This is a genomic window from Acinetobacter sp. 8I-beige, assembly GCF_902505955.1.
Taxonomy (GTDB): Bacteria; Pseudomonadota; Gammaproteobacteria; order Pseudomonadales; family Moraxellaceae; genus Acinetobacter; species Acinetobacter johnsonii.
In genome coordinates this window covers 654539-678907 of record NZ_LR732790.1, presented here as the reverse complement: position 1 = coordinate 678907, position 24369 = coordinate 654539, and the positions used below count along the sequence as shown (strand labels likewise).

The following is a 24369-nucleotide window of genomic DNA, read 5'->3' as shown; positions in this document are numbered from 1 at the left end:
TTATAATGTTTGAAAAGAATAAATTTTACGCAACTTTCAAGCCATAAATAGTGCGTTTTTGTTATTAAGCGACGGTATTGAAAACGCACACAATAATTTCCATGACTCACAAAACAACATAAAAAAAGGCGCTCAACGCGCCTTTTTCTGAAATGGTTAGAAGCAGATTACTTCTTATCGTTCCCACCGAACAATGGTCCCATACCGCCACCACCGCCGAATTGTTTTTGCATACCACTGAGCGATTTCATCATTTTTGCCATACCTGACGGATTGGCAAATTTCTTCATCATTTTCGCCATTTGCGCATGTTGTTTAATCAATTTATTGACTTCAACCACATCCATACCACAGCCTGCTGCAATGCGCTTTTTACGGCTTGGGTTCATCAGGTCCGGATTACGACGCTCTTTGATGGTCATCGATTGAATAATCGCTTCCATCTTTTTCACTTGCTTTTCAGGGTTCGCTTGCGCCAACGCATCTTGAATCCCTGCATTGCTCATGCCAGGCAACTTATCCAAGAAGCCCATCATGCCGCCCATTTTATTCATTTGCTCAAACTGCATTAGCATATCTTCAAAGTTGAAGCTGCCGCCTTTTTGCAGTTTTTTCGCCATTTTTTCGGCTTTTTCTTTGTCGACTTTACGTTCAAGCTCTTCGACCAAAGAAAGTACGTCACCCATACCCAAAATACGTTGTGCAACACGTTCAGGATGGAATGGCTCTAAGGCATCCAGCTTTTCGCCCATACCTAAGAATTTGATTGGCTTACCTGTGATTGCACGTACTGAAAGCGCCGCACCACCACGTGCATCACCATCAGTTTTGGTCAGAATCACACCCGTTAATGGCAGTGCATCATTGAAGGCTTTGGCTGTATTTGCCGCATCCTGTCCGGTCATTGCATCGACCACGAACAAAGTTTCAGTTGGCTTAATGGCCGCATGAAGTTCTTTGATCTCGGCCATCATTTCATCGTCTACGTGTAGACGACCTGCAGTATCGACAATCAAGACATCCGCAAACTGAATTTTGGCTTGTTCAATTGCACGCGTTGCAATAGTAATCGGTTTTTCGTCAGCACTCGATTCAAAGAAAATCGCGCCAACTTCACCTGCAACGGTTTGTAGCTGTTTAATTGCTGCTGGACGGTATACGTCGGCAGATACCATCGCTACTTTTTTCTTTTGGCGTTCTTGTAAGAAGCGAGCAAGTTTTGCAGCCGTTGTTGTTTTACCTGCACCTTGTAAGCCCGCGAGTAGGACTACAACAGGAGGTTTTGCTGCAAGATCAAGGCTTTCATTTGCCTCGCCCATCATTTTTGTTAATTCGTCATGCACGATTTTAACAAATGCTTGGCCCGGCGATAATTGAGTCATGACTTCTTGACCCAACGCCTCTTCCTTAACTTTCGCGATAAATTCACGAGTTACAGGAAGTGCAACATCGGCTTCAAGAAGTGCCATACGTACTTCACGTAGGGTATCTTTAATATTGTCTTCGGTTAGCTGCCCAGAGCCAGTAACATTTCTTAAACTCTGCGTGAGTCGTTCCGTTAAGGTATCAAACATTGCAAAATCCGCTTAAAATTGCTAGTTGCAAAAAAATCTTTCTTAAAATAGAAAATTTATGCATAGAATGCTATAGGATACTGTAGTTCGCACCGAATTTATATAAATGAATATTCATCATCCTGAAAAAGGTTTGACATGATTAGCCTGCCCTTGGTTTACACCATCTTAGCATTAGTCGCTTATACCACTTCTTTTTGGTATTTGTTTCTCAAGTTAATGGCTAAACGTGATCCAAACCATTGGTTTATTGGCATTATTTTAGGCTTAGGCTTATTACTGCATGCAACTGTTTTGTACCATGACATGCTCACGCCAATGGGGGTGAATTATGACGTTTTTGTCTTAATGTCATTTACATCGGGGCTCATGCTATTACTCAGTCTACTCTATAGCACTTATCGTCCAATTCTTGCTTTGAACCTGATTGGCATTCCTGTGGCAGCTACAGGACTCATTTTAGGTTTTGCCTTTAGCCAGTCCACTCAATTTATTGAACAGCGCTCATTGGGCCTAGATATTCATATCATTTTATCACTGTCGGCCTATGCGGTGCTACTCATGGCGACCATACAAGCCGTGATTTTATGGTTCCAAGATCGTGAGTTAAAGAACAAACAGAAGAAACGCTTTTGGGTCAACTTACTGCCTTCTTTTCAAGCCATGGAATCTTTACTGTTTGACTTGATTAAAACGGGTTTTATTTTACTGACCGTGGCGTTGGTGTTTGGTTTCTTTACCATCGATAACTTTTTTGCCCAACATCTGGCACATAAAACCGCTTTTAGTATTATTTCTTGGTTTGTGTATGGGGCTTTACTCATCGGACATTACCGTTTTGGTTGGCGGGGTCAAAAAGCGATTCGTTTTACCTTAATTGGATTCTTCTTGTTGGCGGTCGGTTTTATCGGATCTAAGTTTGTATTGGAAATGATTTTAGGTCGATAAAGTCTTTTGTTTAGTTCGCTTTATTAAAGATACAGAGCTCTACTCACAAAGTAGATGTGCAACTTGATAACCCAATAGAAAAGCCCAGCTTGACCAAGCTGGGCTTTTTAGTAAACCTCAATATTTTGATTTAGAATAAATTATCGAGTGCATTTCGTATTATGTAAATTTTAGAAAAACTTAAATACTTTTTACTGTGTTGAATACGTTGTATGCCGCTTTTATCCGTTCTTCGTTTGGGATTCTTTTATTCATTAACATGACTAGCCCAAAGCCTTTTTCAGGAATAAAAAGAACGTAAGTTCCAAAACCATTAGTAGAACCAGTTTTATGAAAAACTTTGGATTTTGACTGACTAATATCCTTTATAACTGGATTTGATTGCATAACAACGCTTTCAGCATTGCTCTCTTGCAAAATTTCTAAGGTAGTCGGATAAGAGAATGTCTCCCACCCAAGCGCCTGCGTCATATTTCCAAGCTTGAAATAGCCTTTGTGCGTTTCTAAAATGGCTGTCTTTATCTTTGAACTATTTTTTTCTACATTCAAATTTGAGTTTAAAAAATTCAGCATATCTGGAAGTGTAGATTTAACCCCATATGCTTGAGCATCTAATGCACCAGGATTAACTCGAATAAGATTATTCTTTTGATCATGCCCAAAAGCGTAATGTTCTATCTGTTCCTCTGGAACGTTCACATAAGTGTGTTTTAAATGAAGACTTGGAAAAATCACCTGTTCGAGTAATGATGGGAAAGGGACTTTCATTGATCTTGCTGTTAACTCGCCAAACAATCCAATACTTGGGTTTGAATATTGACGATATTTACCAGAAGGTTTTTTTATATGCCAATTTTGAAAATAGTCTAAAATTTGCTCATCTGTTTTGACATAATCAGGAAATTGTAAAGGTAAATTGCCGCTAGTATAGGTAGCTAATTCCAGCAAACTCACCCTATCAATTTCTGAATTCTTTAAAGCTGGCCAATATTGACTTGGATGATCTTTAAAAGATAATTTTCCTTGAGCCTTAGCATAAGCACCCGCGGTTGCAGTAAAAAGCTTGCTGACAGACCCCAACTCAAAGATAGTCCGACTATCTACTTTTTTATTATCGTTATTAGATTGAAGACCATAATAGTGTTCGTAGTTTTCTCCCTTATAAATGACGCCTATCGCCATTCCTGCCACACCATACTGTTCCATAAGTGGTTTAAATGACTGGTTAACAGCAGTTTCAATATCTTTTTGATTTTCCTCGACTTCATATGCATTTGAATGGATACTACATCCCACAGCTAAGGTAAAGAGACTAGTTTTAAATAGTTTTTGGGTTTTAGATAACATTCCTGCTATTAGCCTCAATAATACAAATAACAATGTTCTCACTTATCTAATATATTTTCTGTAATAAATCCTTACCCCTTCTATTTAATGAAGTGGGCATTATGCGAAATAAGTTTAAAACTCATCCACACACTCACAAAAGCCTCACTTAACCAATCATGCGGGTTGTACTTACATCTACAGAAAGCTTCGACTAGTGTATGATAAACTCCCTAACCAATAGCATTGATCGACAAACCTTAAGTACATAAGAAAGACAATGAAATGGATCATTTTTTATCCACCTGTTATACTAGCTAAATATTTACCCCCCTTCTTCCAATTTAGAGTAACGCCAATGAAGTAAGTTTTATTTTCCGTCAAATCTAATTTATGTGTTTTCTGACGTGCAAAATAAACTTATTTACTACTCTATATCTCTATAAAAATTTATTTTGTATGTCCTGTATAAAGGAGTCTTTAATGACCCAACAGGCCTGTACCGTAAAAAATCTCAGTGTTCAACTTACTCATGAACCACTTTTCCAGCATTTAAACTTTGAATTGCCTGCTGCCCAATGTTCAGCTCTGATTGGACGCAATGGTCAAGGCAAATCAATATTAATGTCGCTACTCACTCAGACGCATATGCCCAATTATGCGAGTGGCGAAGTGATTTGGCGTATGCCATTTTCCTACTTAAGCCAGCTTGAGCGTTTAAGCAACTGTACGCTTGCGGAGGCGCTTGGCGTTTCAGACCTCTATGACAGTTTTCAGCGTATTGAACAATCGACTGCGAGCTTTGAAGACTATGACCGCGTCGAACATGCATGGCACCAACCCACTGAATGGTTGAAATTGCTAGATAGTGCAAACTTACCTACAGATCTATCTAGCTCAGTTTCTCAACTGAGTGAAGGTCAGAAAACCAAACTGGCACTGTGTCGCCTTTTTTTACAAACTGAGCATTATTTACTTCTTGATGAGCCCAGTAATCACTTAGACTATGCAAGTCGTACGTGGTTAAGTCAAAAAATCCTTCAGCATCCTGCGGGCTGTTTAGTCATTAGCCACGACCGCACATTGTTAAATCAAATCTCCAATACCTATGTTTTAAATGATTTTGGTTTGCAACACTTCCGTTGCAACTATGCCGAGTATCAGTCACACACAGAGCAACACCAGCAGGCACTACAACACAATATCTCGCAAGAGAAACGCGAACTAAAACAATTACAAGTCCAACAGCATGAGCAGCGCATGAAAGCTCAGAAAAGGCAAAAGTCTGGGCAGAAATTACGAAGCTCTGTTTCTCAAGCCAAAATCCTACTCGACTTTAAAAAAGAACGTGCGAGTCAAACCTTATCGGGAGTCGCGCAGCAACAACTTCGCCAAAAGGAACAAGCGCAAGATGAGCTCAAAAACAAACAGCAGCAACTAGAACAGATTAAGTCACAAAAGTTTGATTTCCATTTTCAACCTAAACAAACTGGTGAAATTCTTCGTTTAAAAGCAGTGGTTTTAGCAGCACTTTCTATCTCGCCTATTTCTTTTGCCTTACATAGCGGAGAAAAAATCCAACTGCGCGGCCAAAATGGTTCAGGTAAGTCGACCTTACTTCGTGCTATTCAAAGCCATACGTATATTCAATCGGGAGACATTTTCAAGCGAGGAGCATCGTTATATTTAGATCAAAAATTTAGCCTACTGAATCTAGAACTGAATGCGGTACACAATTTACAATTATTGAATCCGTCTTTGTCCGATGAGGCGTGTCGAAATCAATTGGGACAACTTCGAATTCGACGAGATAAGGCTTTACTTCCCATCTCACTACTCAGTGGCGGTGAACAACTCAAAGTCGCTTTACTGTGTATCAGTCTCGCAGCACAGCCTGTGGACTTACTGCTACTGGATGAACCCGAAAATCATCTCGACATCGACTCAAGACAACTGTTGGCACAGGCTATTCGCGATTTTACAGGGGCGGTTATTTTAGTTTCACATGATGACGCCTTTGTCGAGGAGACACAGATTCAAAACTATTTCGATTTAACCCAAACGCATTAGACTAGACAGCGTGATCGGATTTGCGTATAACACCGTTTTTCTATTTGACTGGTGACACCGCTGTGAAACTCATTCTTGCACCAATGGAAGGCTTAACCGACCCAATCATGCGTGATGTGCTCACGTCTGTAGGTAGCTTCGACTGGTGTGTGACCGAGTTTATCCGTGTGACCAATTCGGTGTTACCCGATCATATTTACCACCAGTATTGCCCAGAATTACTCAATGGCGGAAAAACGGCGGCAGGAATACCCGTGCATGTGCAGTTTTTGGGCAATGACCCTGAAATGCTGGCTGCCAATGCCATCCGTGCGGTGAAACTCGGTGCACCCGCCATTGATATGAACTTTGGCTGTCCAGCCAAAACCGTGAACCGTCACCGTGGTGGCTCTGTACTCTTAGATGAGCCAGAAGTAGTGCATGAACTGGTCAAAGCTGTGCGTGATGCAGTTCCTGCACATATTCCTGTTTCTGCGAAAATGCGCTTAGGCTATATGGACCGACATTTTATGTTGGACAATGCTCATGCCATCGAAGATGCAGGTGCAGCATGGGTTACCGTGCATGCACGTACCAAAGCCGATGGTTATACCCCACCCGCTTTTTGGGATCAGCTCCGCCCGATTCGTGAAGCATTGAAGATCAATGTGATTGCTAATGGTGAAATTTGGAACAATGCAGACGCGAAACAGTGTCGCTTAGAGTCTGGCTGTGAAGATTTGATGATTGGACGTGGTGCCGTGACCACACCTGATTTGACCCAATGTATTCGTCAAAATATCGACACACCTTTGCTGACATGGAATGAGCTACTGACCTTACAAATCCGTTTCTTAAACAGCGGCTATAAAAAAGAAATGAATATGGTCGGACGTTATAAGCAATGGCTTGGCATGATGTCTAAACACTATCCAGAAGCCAAAGCCCTCTGGGATGAAGTCAAACGTATCAAGCCGCTGGATGACATTATTCTTAAACTAAACGCAAGCGCGACTTAATCCGTTCGCGCAACGATCGCGACATAAGTGGGTAAGTTCCACGCACCACCTGCAAAGCCTTTACATTGCTGCGATTGTGCCTGATAACTGAGGACAAAAGCCTTTCCATTCCAAGCCCACTCGGAACGAATACCACAGTCAGCGATACCCCGCCCTTTTTGTTCTGAGAAAATTTGCGCCTCACTAAAACTTCAGCCTGATGTGGTGACTTGCTGTTGAATCTTTTGCAATGCTTTGTCCATAACCCAGTAGCCTAGACCTTCATTGTACGCTCCACGCCAGCATGATACTTGAACCACCACTTGTTCCGCATTCAGCGGATAGACTGAAACCCGATCTTCCTCAAAAAACCGTGCTTCATATAGATTTGGACAGTCTTGTTCATCTGTTTTCGCTTTTAACTTTTTAAAGAGTTGATGGGCATTTTTACTGTCCACGGCAAAATGACTGGCAACCGCAGGGCGATATCCCGTGATGCCAATTTTGGGGATGGCTTTGGGTTGTAAAACATTTTGCTCAGACTGATTACCTTTTTGATATACCGCGTTCGGTGTATTTACACGCTTTTGTATATCATCCATTTTAAGCAAAACTGCATTTGCCCCAGCAGTTGAAATTTGCCATTGCTGTGCTTGGGTCGTAAGACGAATATCTTCTGCGCCTACCAAGGCCTTTAGCAACTGCGCACTTTGAGCACTGGACAGTTTCGCGGTACTTTTCTTGGCATCGATGGTCAGGCTCCCCAGAGATGTTCCTCCTACATTTAAACTGGCTTCAGTATCCTGCGTAAACTCCTCAGCCACTTGAACTTGGGTGAGCACCGCGCTGCCTGCACCTGCAGGACGAGAAATCAGTAATGAAACTGGATGACCAAACTGAGCATCACTTTGATATCCCACCGCACGGCACATGCCCGTATTATCACAGGCAAGTTCCCAGTCTTTATGCATAAAATAGTTACCCGTTTCAGCATGAGTCAACTGGCTCAATGCACTCATCAGCAACAGACCAATGATGGGACTATTTCGTTTTATGGTCTTATTATTCAACATATGCACTCACTCCACTTCAGAGGAATCTTAATCTTGCACTCAAAAACTTCGGCTCTGCACGATACCTGTATAATTTAAACAATCTTCAACGCGAATCCGTGGTACCTTCGACAGCTGATCTAGATCAAACCAAGCATAGGCCGTATGTTCATCACTGAGCCGGATCTCAGCAGATGCAGTCAAATGGCACCTAAAAATAAAGGCATGCGAGGTCACTGCCGAATGAAAGTACACCCCCGATAAATAATCGATCTGAACCTGACAACCGAGTTCTTCTTGGCACTCACGCAGCAAAGCCTGATGAATGGTTTCTCCCATATCTAAGGCTCCACCGGGTAGCCCCCAAGCCTGATCGGCATAATTGGCTTTCAGTAATAAAACCTGTCCCGTGTCATTGGTCAGCACCGCATGAGAACTCAGTCGGTAAAAGTCTTGAAATGCCATAGATACCTTCTTCTTAAATTGTTCATGTTGTCATTCAAACATAGCCCACTAAAACTGAGGTGGTTCTATCTGTGCCCAAGCTAAAGCTTTAGTCAGATTCAGTCTGGAAAATAAATCGGCTTTGACACTTTAGTTTCAAAGTCCACAGGCACCGAAATATGCTGATGGGCAACCAACCACTCACCTGCCGTTTTTTGAAAACATAGCGTGGTTCTGCACCAAGGAATCTCTGGGGTTGCAACACCACTGGCATGATCCAGTTTAGAATAACAATGTAAAAAAGCTAAACCATCACGACTAAAAATATTGATGTCACGCCTGAACACTTTGATTTCCCCTTGAAAAAATGGGGCATATCGTCTCCACAATTCTTGATAGGCTTGCACGCCTTGTAGCTCAAACCCAATATCAAACAAGCTGACATCACTCTGACAAAGACGAATGATATTTTGTACATCCATTTTACAAATGGCATCATCCCATTGTTTGAGTTTGAAGATAATTTCATGCCCTGCATGCTCATCTCCAACTAATCGAAAATCCACATCACACTCCCACACTACAAATCAAACCGCATAAAAAAACGCGTGCGCCATCCATAGCAAACACGCGGTTTTCTTTAATTCTTAAAACAAGCAAAATATGTAATCTGATCTTAAGTCGTCAAATCCTTAATCGTGGTACTTGAACCATTGTTTTTGACCGATTCAATGCCTTTATCTCGGGATTGCTCACTGGCATAAAACTGACTGGTACCAATAATCTGATGATTGGCAGCCTTTAAGTTAAAATAAGGTTTGCCATTTTTGGCTTCTAAGCGTTCATAACGCGTATCATCGGGGCTATTTTTTTGCACCGACTCAATTCCATTATGTGCTGACGCTTTTGCTTTATACAGTTCACTGGTCAAAATGACCTCGCCATTTCCCGCTTTTAAAACAAAGCGATATTGGCCATCATTTGCCTGACTTACTTCGTACCATCCTGACATAAGCTCACCTATTGTTATTTTAAAGTGATTGTAGATCCACCAAAACTGAATAAAAAAACATCCAATTTCATAAAATATAAATGACTTCTTTTATAAAAAAAAGTGCATTTACTACCAGCCTAAATTTTATTTTTTTAAAATAACAGCGCTATATGAATAACGCATGACAGCCACAAACCGTTTAAATGACACGTGATATTGGCCCAATAAACGGCTTGGCGTTCTTCATAATTTTATGCTTTTAATACCAATTTGCTATAACTGCTTTTTGGCATTTCAATAATTTCTACACAAATTTGTACCGTTAAATCCTGAGGGGCTATAAAGTTTTGCTGCAAGGTTTTAAGTAATTGGCTCGAAATGACACACTTGGTGGCTTCATCTCGTCCGCTTAATAAAGACACTTTAGCATGCAAATAAGCCTGCGCATCACCTTCTACCCCAATCACAAAATCGGACTGTCGAATGGCACGACTTTTGATGTCGTTGCCCGATTGTACAAACTGACCATCCAGCAAAGCTTGGTTTAGAGCCAATAACATCGGCTTAACTTCAAGGGTGTCGATATTGTCTGAATATTCAAGGTGGATATGTGGCATAACGTATTCTTCAACAGTTTTTATCTTTATAGCATGCTGTGCTGGTGTTTCAACGTTTAAATGTCTTTTTAGAATGGCTGAAAAAACAAAAACGGAGTCCAATTGACTCCATTTTAATCTCGAACTGTAAACTCAGCGCATTAGGCTTTTTTCACATACTCAGATTTCAGTTTCATCGCACCGACACCGTCAATTTTACAGTCAATGTCATGACCATCTGCGGCATCTGGCAATAAACGAATATTTTTCACTTTGGTTCCGACTTTCACCACCGATGACGAACCTTTAATTTTTAAATCTTTAATCACCGTTACCGTGTCACCGTCAGCAAGTAAGTTGCCGTTGGCATCTTTAATTGCCACCACTTCTTCAGTTGTCTCTCCCTCTTTCCATTCATTTGAACATTCAGGGCAGATCAGCAAGTCACCATCTTCATAGGTATATTCGGACTGGCATTTTGGGCAGTTGGGTAAAGACATAAAAACCTCAAAAATAAAAAAAATAAGCAATTCACATTGCTCAAAACGCCAATATAGCATTTTTCAGATGAAAACGATGCGAATCACATATTTATTTTAAGGCTTTAACCTTGTCACAAGATGGATCAAATAAGGCTTAGAGCAATATAAATTTTAACTGTAATGGCATCACTACAACGCTTATTTTTGTTCCAAGCACTGCTTCAGAATCACCACATGGTTATGCTGTTCTTCTTTGGCTGCGGTGAGTAACGTGATCTGCTCTTGCACCGCCAATTGGCGCAAATCATTTAACTCGGTGGGATATGCTTCCAGTTCTTTCATATAACGGACTTTAAACTCATCCCAGTGTGCCACCACGTCTTGGTGGTACCATTTCCGCAGTTCATTGGATGGTGTGAGAATTTTTGGCCAAACATCTATTTTAGCGTCAAGTTTTGAGACCCCTCGTGGCCACAACCGATCAACTAAAATCCGTTTGCCATCCTCTGCCTCGACAGGTGCATAAATCCGCTTCATGCGTATTGGCATGCAGAACTCCTTTTATTCTTTTATGCAACTTATTCAATTGTTCAACGATGACGAAGCACTATTCATCGGGAATGTCTGGATTGACTAAAAAAGCCAAGAGTTGCAACGACTCTTGCCAACCCAGATAACAGCCATCGACAGGAATCACATCGGGTAAACCAGACTGCGTAATATGGACCTCAGTACCGACAGATACTTCTTTAAACTCAACACGCACTTCAATTTTTCCTGCTAGTTCAGGTACATCGAACTCATCGGTATAGCGCAATAAACTGTTTTCAACGATTTCATGATAAGTGCCATGAAATGAATGCTGCATGCCTGTACTGAAGTTGGTAAAGAACATGCGATATTGACCACCTTCTCGCAGATCGAACTGATCTACATGTGCGGTAAAGCCATGTGGTGCCATCCATTTCACTAATGCATCTGCGGTGGTAAAAGCACGATAGACGCGCTCGACGGGCGCACTAAATACGCGGTGTAATTGGACGCTATTTGACATGATTTTTCTCGTTCTTTTCAAATATTCAGATTTAGTTTAAAACGCTCAAACCCATATACTGTATTTTTTTTGTGCATATTTTTAGACAAGCCAAACGCGGCCTGCTGCCTTTTTCCACCCACCAACAAAAAAGCATGTTTTTCAACATGCTTTAACTTTGACCATTTCTTAGGCTTGACCTTGCTCATAGTCCTCATCATCTTCGTCGTCATAGACATAGGCCATACAGCCCCAGCCATCATATTCACCACCAAACTGTTCTGCAATTTTAGTAAACCATTGTTCTAAGTCAACAATGTCTGAATACTCAGGTTCCATATACACATAGATGGTAATAATCCACTCAGAGACGTCGCTTTCTTCATCGACAAACAAAGTGATTTTTTGCTCTTCTTGTAATAAATACAACGCACACTTTTCTGCTTGTGACTGCTCTTGAAAGGCAATCGAATATTCTATTTCATGCGGTTCAGACAGGTCGTCGCCATCCTCAGCCATTTGCCAAAGTACATTTCCGTTATCATCATCTGGATATAATTCATAATCACGTGTCATGCGTATGTCCTTGTTATCTTTTTAGCCAATATATCGTTGGCAAGTGACAAAATAGTGACTTCAACATAGCATATTTTGCTCATTTTTATAGCAGTTACATCTGATTTTCCGAAGGTTGTTTAGACTTTATTTCACGCTGGTTTTGCCGTGTTAATGTAAAACCCGATCTTCAACTAAAATGTCCGCTTGAAACTGTAAATCACTGCTTTTTAAGCTTTCTAATAAGGCCGCAAATTTAAGTTCTTCTAAGCGTAAAGCCAAATAACTGTCTTGTATCTGAGTATGACCAAAGGTCGTACCATAGTGATTGATCAGGGTAAAGTCATCCTGCAAAGCTTGAATCAAAAGGCCAATATTGTCTTTGCTCACACGTTGTAAATAAAAGTCTGCTTTCGTATTAAACAACTGTGAAACCAAAACCATCATCGATAATCGCCGATTCTCATCCATAAAGGCGCAGTTCACAACGTCGTTTTGCTCAACCGCACGAATCACCTGTTGCCGAACTTTCAGTAGATGACAGGCCGCATCTGTTTTCCCATAGCCTTCGATGAGTTCATCTAATAACTGCTCCGAAGGCAGTTGATAACTCTGGCTGTAGGTTTAAATTTTATGGTGTAGAGCCTTCGATATTTCAGCCAGATGTTGTCGTTCTTCAGCCATGTGAAAAAAAGCACCCAGTTTTTCTCTGGCGCGCAGCATGCTCATTTCTTTGGCCTTACGCTCATACTCTGTTAAGAAGTGATGTACTTTTTCAATGCGCTGCCGACATTGTTTAAGCATCTGTTCAGCATCAAATTTGACTGTTTCAGCAAACAATTCCACTTGGTTGTGCCGTTCAATGACATAGTGTTCGACATCAATAATTTCTTGGTAAGGACTCAAAGTTTCGTTGCGTTGTCTGAGCGTTCCAAGCTCAATTCTTAAACTGGTCAGCCGGTGTTGTAATTCACTTTGCTGCTGTTCATAAACTTCTAAACTGTTTCGACTGCGCTCTAAATTGATTTCTAAGGATTCAATCTTCTTTTTTTGGGCAAGGCTGTGTATTTTTTGCCCGCATATAACCGCACACAGCAGGACAAGAATGACAGCGAATACATAAAGCATGGCCTATCTCCCTACGGAAAAGTCATTTTTCTTTTAAAGACTCCGCTGCAAGAACACATCAAATTCGAACAGTAAGCCTTGGAACAGACAAACCTATTTTCATTCAATTTCGATCAGTCGTGACCATGGCCAAAAAGCCAAACTCAAATGTTAATTTCAACAAAGATAAGCACACTGGATAAAAGTACACTTACACAACTTACGCTAACGGTTTTTTAAACCGCCCGATATCCCAAATTTTAAGTATTTCTCAAAATAGAAATAAAGTGTGACACAGTTAAAATGGCACTCGTCCATGAATCGCAACCGCTTTTCCACTTAAAGGCTGCTGAAAGGCGAGAAAACTGGCATGTAAAGCCATACGTTTTAATGGACTCCGTGTCGGCTCAGGGTGATACAACTTATCCCCTGTAATTGGATGCCCAATATATTGCATATGCACACGTAGCTGATGTGAACGCCCCGTAATCGGGGTCAGTAAAACTCGCGTAATATCGGTCTCAATGTCATAGCTAAGAGCTTGATAAAGCGTTTTTGCAGGCTTACCCAGTTCAAAGTGCACGATCTGCCGTGGTCGATTTTCCCAGTCAGTAATCAGTGGTACTTCAACACTGCCTTCGGCATCCAACTGTCCTTGAACTAAAGCAATATAGTGTTTGTCCACCGTGCGGGCTTGGAACATTTTGCTGACGGCGACTTCGGCATCGCGGTGCTTGGCAAACATTAAAATCCCTGAGGTCGCCATATCTAAACGATGGGTAATTTTGGCATGTGGGTACTGGGCTAAAACCCTTAAATAGGCACTGTCTTGGTGTTCTGGTAAACGTCCCGGCACCGACAACAAGCCCGCAGGCTTTTCAATCACCACCAAATCATCGTCTTCATAAACGATCACCAAGTCTTCTTGGGGCGGTGAATATATAAAGTTGTCATTTAGAGCCATGGGAATAACAGCCTACAAAAGCGAGCGCGAAAAATAGCAAGCTGTGTTTCTGCTGTCAATCATTCACCAAATATGGAAAACAGCCTTAATCCTAGGCGTCCATCACTCCATATAAAACCAGCTTTTTTAGCAGCGCTGATTAGATTGAAAACTTAAAATTAAATGATGTAAGTGAAACTACAACAGCAGGATTTTTCGGTTTTATCGGGAAATATTAAAATTTATTTTTTTTGATTTATCTTTTATTCGAGTTCAAATTTTTTAGGGTGTCTGGGAAAACATGTTGTTTACTTCAACTATCATAACTTTGTAAGTGATGATCTTATAGCCTATAAACTTTTGATTTATAGCGTCCTAAGCCGAATCAAGACCTTTTGGGTAAGTACTACTCACGCGTTTTGCGCCACTGGTAGCATGCTACTCTTTTCGATCCCGTCACACCCTTGAGATATAATTTAACAATCCAAGGGCGGGATTGTTTCCCGAAGATAAAGTCTTTTTGGCTATTTTTGGAAAAAAATCTTGGCTTTCAGGTTATCTAAAAAATATTTTCCCAAATGCAGCGTATTTATGATTTTTTTCTCACATAAAAGCGCTTTTCTCAGGATTTTATTTCTTTGCTGCATCACAGATGAGAAATTCAACTTCCTGCACAGACCTGCATCAGCTGAATGAGATTCCCGCAGGTATCATCAAAGACTGCAACTTTGACTTTTCCGGCCCGCATCGGTTCACTAGTAAAGCGCACCCCTAAGTTTTTGAGTCGCTCATATTCCGCATCAAGGTCATCTACTTGAAAAGAAGTATAGGGAATTAGATCTGCTTTAATTGCGGCCTTAAACGGCTGTGCCGCGGGATGTGCATCAGGCTCCAGTAGCAGTTCAACACCCTCTGGACTTTCGGGTGAAACCAAGGTCAGCCAACGATACTCCCCCACAGGTACATCATGTTTGATTTTAAAACCGAGTTTTTCTGTATAAAACTGACAGGCTTTTTCTTGGCTATCGACCATGATACTGGTGACATATATTTTCATTGTTGTTCCATATTTTTATCAGACTTTTAATGGTTATAGCAGAACTCAAAGCGTTCCAATGTTATCAAATCGCAATTTTTTAAAGCCGTTTTCGCAAACCAAAGCGCCAATTTGTTTTGGCACAGTTAGAGCAAATATTTGGATAAATTCGGGGCAATATAGACGTTTAAAATGGAAGAAAATATTTGAATGGACGTGTCTTTTATCGTGTTGTTTTTATCATGTGGTTTCTAGGGATCAGGAGATAACTTCAACGGTTAAAACTGGGTAAGTTCTAAACTTTTGCCTATAAATGGATAATCTATAGCGTCCTAAGCTGAATCGAGACCTTGTGGGTAAGTACGACGCTGATCTGATAGATAACGAGTCGCAAACTACTCTTTTCGATTCCTGTGCCCTTAAACGCTATATTAAGCAAATTGGTGCGGGATGAATTTCCGAAGATTAGCTAATTTCAATTAATGATGAAAAATATTTCCATAAATAAAATTAGATTTGATAAAAACATTCATAATGACACTTGAATCATCTATTTCATCGCATAAAAATGAACTTCTATCATTTTTTACACCATCATTTCAGAACGTTTAAGTCCCCCATATAACCTTGCAACCACGTTGCAATAAACCACCATAAACTGATCGCGGACATACCACAGAGTAAATTGGCAAGCACCTTTTGCATATTGCTGAGCTGAGACAGATAGATTTTTCGGTTAATTACATACGCAACCACAGCTAAGGCTCCACCGATTGCACCACCAATCGTCACTAAAAACAAAGGCCAGCCTGCCATCAAATGGGCAGCTGTACTCAGCTTAGGTTTCTCTTCAACACTCAAAGCCAGTTCTTTACTTTCCATCGCTTTCCCCTATACATGATCAAGCAGTCATGTGACTGATGTCTCAGAATCACGTCATTCATAAAAGTGTATTTTTAAAATATGAGTTAGCAAAAACTAAGCCAAAACTATTCAAAACTCAGATAATCGATGTCCTGAATTGTGCTCAAATACATTGGAGCAACATTCACTTTGCTCCATGTTTCTTTAAATTTAGGGTCGCTATCCGGGTCTTTGTTGAGATTTTCTCTGACCAACTTCTTAGCGGTGAGAAAGTTGACACTTGTTTCGCTGTTCACATAAGGGCCAAAATTATCGGAGCTGTCATAGCCAATCAGACGCATATCACGCCTCTCTAAACGGAACTGATAGGCCCAATATCCATAACGACCATGGGCATAATGTAGTTTTAACAGGCCTTTTTCGATAGAGGGCACCAACTCAGGCGCAAAGTACACACCGCCATCTTCATTTTCTGAAGAAAACAGAGACAGGTTCTGAACGGCTTTTCGGTAGTGCCCTTTTGCATTCAACAGCACAATCACACCACGGCGGTTGCGATCTAGTTTCCCACGGTATTCATCGGTGACCCACTGTTTCGGATCCGTACCTTTGACGATTAAAACCACATCTTTTAAGCCATCTTTGTTTAAGTCCCCTTGCACGACCTCAAACACCGTATATTTGGTGGGAAGGTAAGCTTTGTATTGGCTGCTGGCTTTTTGTCGCTGAATGTTCTCAGCACTTAAGTTTTCAGCACACAGATTGGCGGATATACCCAACATTGCAGCGAACATTAGAGAAGTGAGAATGAACTGATTTTTCATAGTTTGCTTAATTTTTTTAAATAAAGTAGGTAAAAGAGCACACTAATGAATGCTTCATTTTGGTATCTGTGCTGAAGCTTAGCATTTATCAGAAGCCTATTTATAGGATGCTCTACAATTAAAACAGATGACCGTATCAGTGTCATATTTTGATTGCTGCCGTTGAAAACTTTCCGCTAAAGTGACGAAAGACAATTCAAATACGTTTCATCATGAAAACCAAAACTACCCTATTGATGCTGTGTCTTGCGCTTTCTCTGAGTGCATGCAAAGTGTTAAAAACACATATTGTCAAAGTCACCAACTCAACTGAAGCACAGCCACATGAAGTGTTGTTAAAAACCACCAAAGGCTATGTATATTTATCGACACAGAACATGACTGATAAGCAGAAGCACATCCTAAAAAATCTGCGTCCTTTTCAGTGCTTAGAAATTAAAACACCTGAACAGTTTGCTATGCAAAACCGAGTGGTTCGATTTTCTGACTTTAAAATTCGTGCTTTAGTCGAAGCTGACCGAGAGTGTCGAAAAATTAAGGTCACGAACCGAATTGAAATTCATTAATGTTGTAATGCTTAAAAAATAGAACCTCCATATCCAACAATGAAAAGCTCTGCATAAATTGCAGAGCTTTTTTGTTTTTGATTATTTGAAACAACACTTGTCACAACCTTCGACTTTTTCTCTGGGCCAGTTCATTCTTGCCCGTTTATAAGCCAGCTCATAATTGGCAAAATAACCAATCAGAATTTGATCCTCCGAGCTGGGTAAGTCTGCACAGCCTAAGGATGCATTATGAATATGATGGATGCCTTTTTCACTAGGCTGTTCATTTACAATAAATTTTATCATTTACAGCTCCCCGAATAATTTTTATAAAGTTCAACCACAAATAAACCCATACAAAAAGTATGCATTTATAAAATTAAACGGATGCCGTATAAAAATCAATCATTATTTTAAAAGTGAAACTGAGCTCTAAGTCATATCAACCTAAAAGGATTGATGTCCACATAACCGAAAAATTAGCCACTCTATTTTTAAAATTTAGAGACCAAGCAACGCCATAAGAAAACTACTGAAACTATAAGGGTGTGCTGATACTTTCTTGTTTTTTACGTCTAAACCAACGCACGGCCCAGATCGCCAAAATAATGCCCATAATCACCACCAAGACTGGAACCAGTAGTGACAGCACGGACAGTAAAACGGCACCTACCCACTCCACTGTAGATACCAGTGGGTTGGCAACCCCACCCGTCGTTGCAGTTGAAACCCCTCGAACGGCAACGGTACTCATTTGCACAGCGCCTGCTGTTCCTCCACCCACAATGATTGCCGCAGCCCAACTGGCAAACTGCGACATTTCCCCACTGCTGACCGCCATAGTGGTGAGTGTTCCTGCGACCATTGCGGCTGGCGTTGCAATGGTGTCTAAAGCATTGTCGACCCATGGTATGTAATAGGCTGCGATTTCACAGACAGTTGCAATAGCTAAGGCGATGCATACCGATGGCATCGTTAACCATTCAAAACCTTGCATGGGTTCGAACCAACCCATAATAGATGCAAGGCTCATAACAAAGAGTGGAACAAAGACACGAAAGCCACAGGCAGCACTTAAGCCAATGCCGATACAAAGTCCTAATATGGTTTCCATGTGCTTTTCCTGTGTGGCCTAAGTTGGATGTTTTTATCTTTATTTATAACTTAGCAAAAAGCCCTATCGGGTGATAGGGCTTTCTTTAAAACAGTGGGTAACTGTTAAATCTTTGGCTTAGGCATTCTTATTGTTAAATTGATTGCCTTGGCATTTGGTACACGGGGGTAAACGATCTGTACCAATTTCTAAGTAGACGCGGTGTCCGCATTGAACACAAAAATAGAAGCCTGTTCCAGGTTTTTCGCCAGCAGTAACCATTTTTGTTCTCCATATGTTTAGAAAATGGTCTTACTAGTATATGCCTTTTATGATGAATGTCTATTGATCATTTCGACAAATGATGATGGCATTTGGGCAAGAAATGATTTCCATAGAAAATCTAAACGTCTTACAAGATGTTAGACACCCAATTTTCGATCTGCAATCCATCGACACGCAAAAATTCTTTTTCATTATTGGTCACCATCACCCAATTATTCGCACGTGCATGCGCGGCAAGCCACAAATCATTCGCACCAATAATCTGTCCCTTGGATGAAAGATCGTGACGTATTTGTGCATAGTGGTCAGCGACATATTCATCTAACTCAACCACTTGAATCATTGAGGTTAATTCATCTATTATCTTTTTGTTATGGGATTGTGGCAGTTGGGGAAAGGTCTTAATTTAGAGTCATCTTTGTTTTGCAAGTGCAATTACCCCAACATAAGATGATTTAGCTTTTTGAAAATCATGTTTTTCATCTAACTTATCGCCACAGTATTTAACACCGATACTTCCAGCTCCAATAACTGAGATCAATTGCCCAAGTAGCGGCATAAAATTAACTGCCAATGTTCCCCCTACAAGCCCTAAAGTTTGTATGTGTTTAGATCTATACTTACTTTTTAATCCTTCTAATTCTTGAATATGCTGTTTAACTTTTCTATCTAAAAATTGAGAAAATTCTCTCGAAACATAGTCGATATCTTCAATTTTGGAAGTTGATATTGAACTTATAAAAGTTCTCATTTCATTTTTAAATAAAATATGTTCATCTGCTTTTCTAAGCATCTTAATTTCTTCATCATTAAAATTAGCTAAATAATCCAATCGTTGATTCGTCAAAACATTTAAAATTGTATCAGTCTGTCTATCAATTGAATTATTCGCTTGGGATGACCAACTCATTCTTGAGATTAAATTATAGTAATGAGCGTGTTCTGGAATACAAATATAAGGATTGCTGCTCATTTCATGAGAATTCTCCAAAAGATGAAACTGTGGTGCTAATCTTTCACTTATCCCATTCAGAACTATCTGAGTATCATTGTCTAAATATTGACGACACCAATCCTCAGACCTATTTTCATTAGCATAATTTTTATAATTATCAATGGAATTTCTTAAATCAGAGAGATCTAATCCATTAGGTGAAATAAATAGGCGCTTACTTTCAACTGTACTTAAAAATTTATCATTATTCTTAAAAGCATAATCAATTAAATCATTTTTGCTTTCAAATGATGTTCCTAGATGGAAGTTTAAAAAATCAACAAATAGATTCGAAATACTTTCCTGAGTATAAGAATCCTTATCTTCAAGTATTTTTTCCCAACTTGGAAAAATAAAAAATGGAGGAACCTCAAAATCTTCTTGTAGAAGCTCTCTCAAATGTAAAATAAAGAATACAGCCTCTATCATTCTTATATTAGTAAATCTTTCTTCTGCTCTTTCTTTTTCAATCCAAGGTAGAATCGGATCAGGAATTAAAACAATATCTGTTAATAGTAAGGACTTACGAACTGCATTTAGTTGTGTCTCTAAAAAACGACTACTCCCTCCCAAGTTAATTTTAAATAAATTTAAATCCTGTGCTGATTTAAAAACTTGAGGTGACTCAGTAGAATATAATTTGGTTAATTTTTCCAAAAATTCTAAACGTATTTGATTCAGCTTTGAAAAGTAAGCCATATTATTTTTATTTCTTTCATACATTTCTTTTAAGTAAAAGCTTAGCTCTTTAAAATCATGAAAACTTCTAGGCTCCTTTCCCACAAATTTTATAAAAAATTCATTAATAATTTCAAAATACGATTTTTGGTAAATTATTATCTTATGTAATAAATCAGTATTCATCAGATGACCCGACAATTAAAAACCCTACTTAACAGTAGGGTCTTTTTACAACAATTTCAATGACTTTAATCTCCCCTACCCCCTCTTTTTAAAGAGGGGAACTCCCTCCTTTTTCAAAGGAGGGTTGGGGAGGATTTAAAGAATTACATCAAGCCACATTCCCTTCCAAGAAATCCTGTGCAAAGCGTTGCAATACACCACCTGCTTCATACACAGACACTTCTTCTTCGGTATCTAAACGGCAAGTTACAGGCACTTCAACAATTTCACTCTTACCCTCATCCGTCGCACGCTCAATCACTAAAGTTAACGTCGAACGCGGCGCAATATTACCAATCACGCTATACAGCTCAGTCCCATCTAAACCTAAAGTTTTACGGTCAGTTCCTGCTTTAAACTCAAGCGGTAACACGCCCATACCGACTAAGTTAGTACGGTGAATACGCTCAAAACCTTCCGCCACAATCGCTTCAACACCAGCAAGACGAACACCCTTAGCAGCCCAGTCACGGCTAGAACCCTGACCATAGTCCTTACCAGCAATGATGATAAGAGGTTGCTTACGATTCATATAGGTTTCAATCGCTTCCCACATACGCATCACTTCGCCTTCAGGCTCAACACGTGCCTTAGAACCTTGCTTAATCGTACCGTCAGAACGAACCACCATTTCATTAAACAGTTTCGGATTGGCAAACGTTGCACGTTGTGCCGTCAAATGATCACCACGGTGCGTTGCATACGAGTTAAAGTCTTCTTCAGGTACGCCCATTTTATGTAGGTATTCGCCTGCTGCCGAATCCATCATGATTGCATTCGATGGCGACAAATGATCCGTGGTGATGTTATCAGGCAAGATGGCAAGCGGACGCATATTTGCCAGTGTACGTGGTGCAGCCAAAGCCCCTTCCCAATACGGTGGACGGCGGATATAGGTACTTTGCGGACGCCAGTCATATAAAGGACTTGCCGCTTTTTCAGTCACACCCAAATCAAACATTGGAATATACACTTTACGGAACTGTTCAGGTTTCACCGCTTCTTTGACCAATGCATCAATTTCTTCATCAGAAGGCCAAATGTCCTTCAGGTAAATTGGATTACCATCTTTGTCATTTCCTAATACATCTTTTTCGATGTCAAAACGAATGGTTCCTGCAATCGCATACGCTACAACCAGCGGAGGAGAAGCCAAGAACGCTTGTTTTGCATAAGGATGGATACGACCATCGAAGTTACGGTTACCTGAAAGTACCGCAGTTGCATACAAGTCACGGTCAATAATTTCTTGTTGCAGTTTAGGATCTAAAGCACCTGACATACCGTTACAGGTGGTACATGCATACGCCACGATACCAAAACCGAGTTTTTCTAAGTCATCCAATACGCCTGCTTCTTCAAGATAAAGCGCAGCAGCTTTAGAACCAGGTGCAAAAGAAGATTTCACCCAAGGTTTACGGGTTAAGCCCAATTCATTGGCTTTACGTGCCAATAAACCTGCTGCAACCGTGTTACGTGGGTTTGATGTATTGGTACACGAAGTAATTGCGGCAATAATCACAGCACCGTCAGGCATTAAACCATCGGTACGATGCTCAACAACACCAGCAATGCCTTTTTCTTTTAAATCAGCCGTAGAAACACGAGCATGTGGGTTTGATGGGCCTGCAATATTACGTGTTACTGTTGAAAGATCGAAGCGAAGGACACGTGGATATTCTGCTTGTTTCATATCCGATGCCCAAAGACCAATTTCTTTGGCATAGTTTTCAACAAGTGCAACTTGCTCAGCTTCACGACCTGTCAGGGTTAAATAATCAATGGTGTTTTGGTCAATATAGAACATGGCTGCAGTTGCGCCATATTCAGGGGTCATATTGGAAATCGTGGCACGATCACCCACTGACATGCTATCTGCACCTTCACCAAAGAACTCAAGGTACGCACCGACAACACGTTCTTTACGTAGGAATTCAGTCAATGCTAAAACGATATCGGTTGCAGTAATCCCCGCTTGACGTTGTCCAACAAATTCAACACCGATAATGTCTGGAAGACGCATCCAAGACGCACGACCGAGCATCACATTTTCAGCTTCTAAACCACCGACACCAATCGAAATTACACCGAGCGCATCGGTATGAGGTGTGTGTGAATCCGTACCGACACAAGTATCTGGGAATGCCAAACCTTCACGACTTTGTACCACAGGAGACATTTTCTCCAAGTTGATTTGGTGCATGATGCCGTTACCCGCAGGAATCACATCAACATTTTCAAATGCTGTCTTAGTCCATTCGATGAAGTGGAAACGGTCTTCATTACGACGGTCTTCAATGGCACGGTTTTTTTCAAACGCCTCTGGATCAAAACCACCGTATTCCACAGCAAGAGAGTGATCGACAATGAGCTGCGTTGGCACAACGGGATTCACTTTCGATGGGTCACCACCTTGGTCTGCAATCGCATCACGTAAACCTGCAAGGTCAACCAATGCCGTTTGTCCAAGAATGTCATGACACACCACACGCGCAGGATACCAAGGGAAATCGTGATCTTGTTTTGAGAAAATCAGTTCTTTTAGTGACTGCTCCAAAATGGCAGGATCACAACGACGCACTAACTGTTCAGCCAATACTTTTGAGGTGTATGGAAGTTTTGCATAAGCGCCTGGCTGAATCTGTTCAACGGCTTCTCGCACATCAAAGTATTCTAGCTGGGTGCCTTGCAGTGGTTTGCGGTGATTATTGTTCATAGCGTTCCTGCCTTTGGTGTTTCATTTTTCTTCACTTTCTTTACTAGACAATTCATCTTTGTCTGCTAGGCATACTACACTGTCGAAAACCCATTTCCCAAATCGTTTATATTTCATAAGCTTAGATATAAAAACAGGGGTTTTGGAAATATTTAGTTACATTAACTTTTAAATATTTACTCTAAATATGATTTTTTCTGAAAAATAGCGGAAAATAGCCCTAATTCTTTAGTATTAGATTTTAAGGTAGGCGAGCAATTCATGAGCGATCTAGCTTTCTCCTCTTTCACTTTAATTGGTGTAGATGCACTCAAATTTTTACAAGGCCAAGTGACGGTCAACGTTGAAGCTTTAGCTGAAAATACAACGCAATACACCGCAATTTGTGACTTGAAAGGCCGTATCCACTTTGGTTTGTGGCTGACAAAACGTAATCCTGAACATTTTGAAATTGTCACTACTCAAGACCAGTCGGAAGAGTTTGCTAAGCACATTAAAAAGTTTGGTGCTTTCTCTAAAATGAAACTTGAACCTATGGGTTCAGTTTTCCCAACCTTTACGCAAGACCGTACCACCTTTTCTGCTGAGCCTACCGATATTGCAGCATGGCAAGTACAAGCCATTACTCATGGTGAAGCGTATATCGACCAAGCCATTGAGCATGTGTTTCAACCTCAAGAGCTACGTTTACACCAACGTGAAGGCGTGCACTATGACAAAGGATGTTACTTGGGCCAGGAAGTAATTGCGCGTTTATGGTTTAAAGCCAAACCAAAAGCGTGGTTGCATTTAATTCAGGGTACAGGCAGTGCGCCTGCGCAAGCTGAACAGTTGAACAAAGGTATTCAAGTGGTGAATAGTGCTGCAATTGATAGCGGTTATGTCGCGTTAGTGGTGGCACGTCCTGAGTCGTTGAGCGAGCTGGATGTGACGGTTTTAGACTTACCAGAACGCTTAAATGGTGATGTGGCAAGACCACAGTAAGCCTTTAAATTTTATGCTGTT

At 40.6% G+C, this 24369-nt stretch carries 26 protein-coding genes and 2 pseudogenes; 5 read left to right on the top strand and 23 right to left on the bottom strand.

What is annotated here, in order from left to right; translation table 11 throughout:
- Positions 1 to 167: 167 nt before the first annotated feature.
- Positions 168 to 1574 (bottom strand): signal recognition particle protein, encoded by a 1407-nt coding sequence (ffh, locus tag GVX98_RS03275; RefSeq protein ID WP_004983043.1) that lies wholly within the window; start codon positions 1572 to 1574, stop codon positions 168 to 170.
- 138 nt (positions 1575 to 1712) lie between these two features.
- Between ffh and GVX98_RS03270 the strand changes: the two genes are divergently transcribed.
- Positions 1713 to 2522, top strand: a complete 810-nt coding sequence (locus tag GVX98_RS03270; RefSeq protein WP_087528146.1) for an inner membrane protein YpjD — start codon at positions 1713 to 1715, stop codon at positions 2520 to 2522.
- Between the two features lie 180 nt (positions 2523 to 2702).
- On the opposite strand, the gene ampC is transcribed toward GVX98_RS03270, so the two are convergent.
- The gene (gene ampC / locus GVX98_RS03265) at positions 2703 to 3869 is read right to left on the bottom strand and encodes a class C beta-lactamase (protein WP_159127249.1); all 1167 of its coding nucleotides are present in this window, start codon (positions 3867 to 3869) and stop codon (positions 2703 to 2705) included.
- A gap of 462 nt (positions 3870 to 4331) precedes the next feature.
- On the opposite strand from ampC, the gene GVX98_RS03260 reads away from it, so the two are divergent.
- Together GVX98_RS03260 and GVX98_RS03255 are read left to right on the top strand one after the other, a co-directional pair.
- A complete protein-coding gene (locus GVX98_RS03260; RefSeq protein WP_159127248.1) occupies positions 4332 to 5918 on the top strand; it encodes an ATP-binding cassette domain-containing protein in 1587 nt (528 codons plus the stop codon).
- A gap of 62 nt (positions 5919 to 5980) precedes the next feature.
- Positions 5981 to 6916 (top strand): tRNA-dihydrouridine synthase, encoded by a 936-nt coding sequence (locus GVX98_RS03255; protein WP_216070677.1) that lies wholly within the window; start codon positions 5981 to 5983, stop codon positions 6914 to 6916.
- On the opposite strand, the pseudogene GVX98_RS03250 reads toward GVX98_RS03255, so the two are convergent.
- From GVX98_RS03250 to GVX98_RS03185, 15 genes and pseudogenes are all read right to left on the bottom strand, one after another.
- A pseudogene (locus GVX98_RS03250) lies at positions 6913 to 7866 on the bottom strand (DUF1176 domain-containing protein). The gene GVX98_RS03255 and the pseudogene GVX98_RS03250 sit on opposite strands and share 4 nt — an antisense overlap.
- A 141-nt stretch (positions 7867 to 8007) precedes the next feature.
- Positions 8008 to 8412, bottom strand: a complete 405-nt coding sequence (locus GVX98_RS03245; protein ID WP_159127247.1) for an NUDIX hydrolase — start codon at positions 8410 to 8412, stop codon at positions 8008 to 8010.
- 98 nt (positions 8413 to 8510) lie between these two features.
- Complete coding sequence (locus tag GVX98_RS03240; protein ID WP_004983058.1) at positions 8511 to 8957, bottom strand: nuclear transport factor 2 family protein; 447 nt, start codon at positions 8955 to 8957, stop codon at positions 8511 to 8513.
- 110 nt (positions 8958 to 9067) lie between these two features.
- Positions 9068 to 9403 carry a YegP family protein gene (locus GVX98_RS03235; protein ID WP_004695228.1) on the bottom strand — a complete coding sequence of 112 codons (336 nt, stop codon included), beginning with the start codon at positions 9401 to 9403 and terminating at the stop codon, positions 9068 to 9070.
- A gap of 233 nt (positions 9404 to 9636) precedes the next feature.
- Complete coding sequence (locus GVX98_RS03230; protein WP_159127246.1) at positions 9637 to 10002, bottom strand: 5-carboxymethyl-2-hydroxymuconate Delta-isomerase; 366 nt, start codon at positions 10000 to 10002, stop codon at positions 9637 to 9639.
- Between the two features lie 140 nt (positions 10003 to 10142).
- Positions 10143 to 10481, bottom strand: coding sequence for a zinc ribbon domain-containing protein YjdM (locus GVX98_RS03225; RefSeq protein WP_062034085.1), 339 nt, complete (start codon positions 10479 to 10481; stop codon positions 10143 to 10145).
- A gap of 180 nt (positions 10482 to 10661) precedes the next feature.
- Complete coding sequence (locus GVX98_RS03220; RefSeq protein WP_159127245.1) at positions 10662 to 11012, bottom strand: DUF488 domain-containing protein; 351 nt, start codon at positions 11010 to 11012, stop codon at positions 10662 to 10664.
- A 58-nt stretch (positions 11013 to 11070) separates the two neighbouring features.
- Positions 11071 to 11517, bottom strand: coding sequence for an SRPBCC family protein (locus tag GVX98_RS03215; protein ID WP_010327413.1), 447 nt, complete (start codon positions 11515 to 11517; stop codon positions 11071 to 11073).
- Positions 11518 to 11685: 168 nt separating this feature from the next.
- A complete protein-coding gene (locus tag GVX98_RS03210) occupies positions 11686 to 12072 on the bottom strand; it encodes a ribonuclease E inhibitor RraB (RefSeq protein WP_004695219.1) in 387 nt (128 codons plus the stop codon).
- A gap of 150 nt (positions 12073 to 12222) precedes the next feature.
- Positions 12223 to 12567, bottom strand: a complete 345-nt coding sequence (locus tag GVX98_RS16845; protein ID WP_228716256.1) for a DUF4041 domain-containing protein — start codon at positions 12565 to 12567, stop codon at positions 12223 to 12225.
- Positions 12568 to 12675: 108 nt separating this feature from the next.
- Positions 12676 to 13179, bottom strand: a complete 504-nt coding sequence (locus GVX98_RS16840; protein WP_228716254.1) for a DUF5660 family protein — start codon at positions 13177 to 13179, stop codon at positions 12676 to 12678.
- A 277-nt stretch (positions 13180 to 13456) separates the two neighbouring features.
- Positions 13457 to 14122: an RluA family pseudouridine synthase gene (locus GVX98_RS03200; protein ID WP_159127244.1), complete on the bottom strand. Its 666-nt coding sequence runs from the start codon at positions 14120 to 14122 to the stop codon at positions 13457 to 13459.
- 640 nt (positions 14123 to 14762) lie between these two features.
- Entirely contained in the window at positions 14763 to 15158 is a 396-nt protein-coding gene (locus GVX98_RS03195) for a VOC family protein (RefSeq protein WP_004695213.1), read from the bottom strand.
- A 573-nt stretch (positions 15159 to 15731) separates the two neighbouring features.
- Positions 15732 to 16019 (bottom strand): hypothetical protein, encoded by a 288-nt coding sequence (locus GVX98_RS03190; protein WP_159127243.1) that lies wholly within the window; start codon positions 16017 to 16019, stop codon positions 15732 to 15734.
- A gap of 107 nt (positions 16020 to 16126) precedes the next feature.
- The gene (locus tag GVX98_RS03185; protein ID WP_159127242.1) at positions 16127 to 16783 is read right to left on the bottom strand and encodes a hypothetical protein; all 657 of its coding nucleotides are present in this window, start codon (positions 16781 to 16783) and stop codon (positions 16127 to 16129) included.
- A gap of 254 nt (positions 16784 to 17037) precedes the next feature.
- Between GVX98_RS03185 and GVX98_RS03180 the strand changes: the two genes are divergently transcribed.
- The gene (locus GVX98_RS03180) at positions 17038 to 17391 is read left to right on the top strand and encodes a hypothetical protein (protein WP_159127241.1); all 354 of its coding nucleotides are present in this window, start codon (positions 17038 to 17040) and stop codon (positions 17389 to 17391) included.
- Between the two features lie 81 nt (positions 17392 to 17472).
- Here the strand turns inward: GVX98_RS03180 and GVX98_RS03175 are convergent, their stop codons facing one another.
- The 6 genes and pseudogenes from GVX98_RS03175 to acnD form a co-directional block, all read right to left on the bottom strand.
- Positions 17473 to 17679, bottom strand: a complete 207-nt coding sequence (locus tag GVX98_RS03175; RefSeq protein WP_004695205.1) for a hypothetical protein — start codon at positions 17677 to 17679, stop codon at positions 17473 to 17475.
- 232 nt (positions 17680 to 17911) lie between these two features.
- Entirely contained in the window at positions 17912 to 18487 is a 576-nt protein-coding gene (locus GVX98_RS03170; RefSeq protein WP_159127240.1) for a DUF4126 domain-containing protein, read from the bottom strand.
- Between the two features lie 117 nt (positions 18488 to 18604).
- Positions 18605 to 18748 carry a zinc ribbon-containing protein gene (locus tag GVX98_RS03165; protein WP_004695201.1) on the bottom strand — a complete coding sequence of 48 codons (144 nt, stop codon included), beginning with the start codon at positions 18746 to 18748 and terminating at the stop codon, positions 18605 to 18607.
- 130 nt (positions 18749 to 18878) lie between these two features.
- Positions 18879 to 19118: pseudogene (locus GVX98_RS03160) on the bottom strand (PIN domain-containing protein); the annotation flags it as partial.
- Between the two features lie 45 nt (positions 19119 to 19163).
- Positions 19164 to 20609: a hypothetical protein gene (locus GVX98_RS03155; RefSeq protein ID WP_159127239.1), complete on the bottom strand. Its 1446-nt coding sequence runs from the start codon at positions 20607 to 20609 to the stop codon at positions 19164 to 19166.
- Positions 20610 to 20757: 148 nt separating this feature from the next.
- On the bottom strand, positions 20758 to 23364 hold the full coding sequence (acnD, locus tag GVX98_RS03150; protein ID WP_159127238.1) for a Fe/S-dependent 2-methylisocitrate dehydratase AcnD: 2607 nt from the start codon (positions 23362 to 23364) through the stop codon (positions 20758 to 20760).
- Positions 23365 to 23625: 261 nt separating this feature from the next.
- Between acnD and GVX98_RS03145 the strand changes: the two genes are divergently transcribed.
- Positions 23626 to 24348 (top strand): folate-binding protein YgfZ, encoded by a 723-nt coding sequence (locus tag GVX98_RS03145; protein WP_159127237.1) that lies wholly within the window; start codon positions 23626 to 23628, stop codon positions 24346 to 24348.
- Positions 24349 to 24369 lie beyond the last annotated feature (21 nt).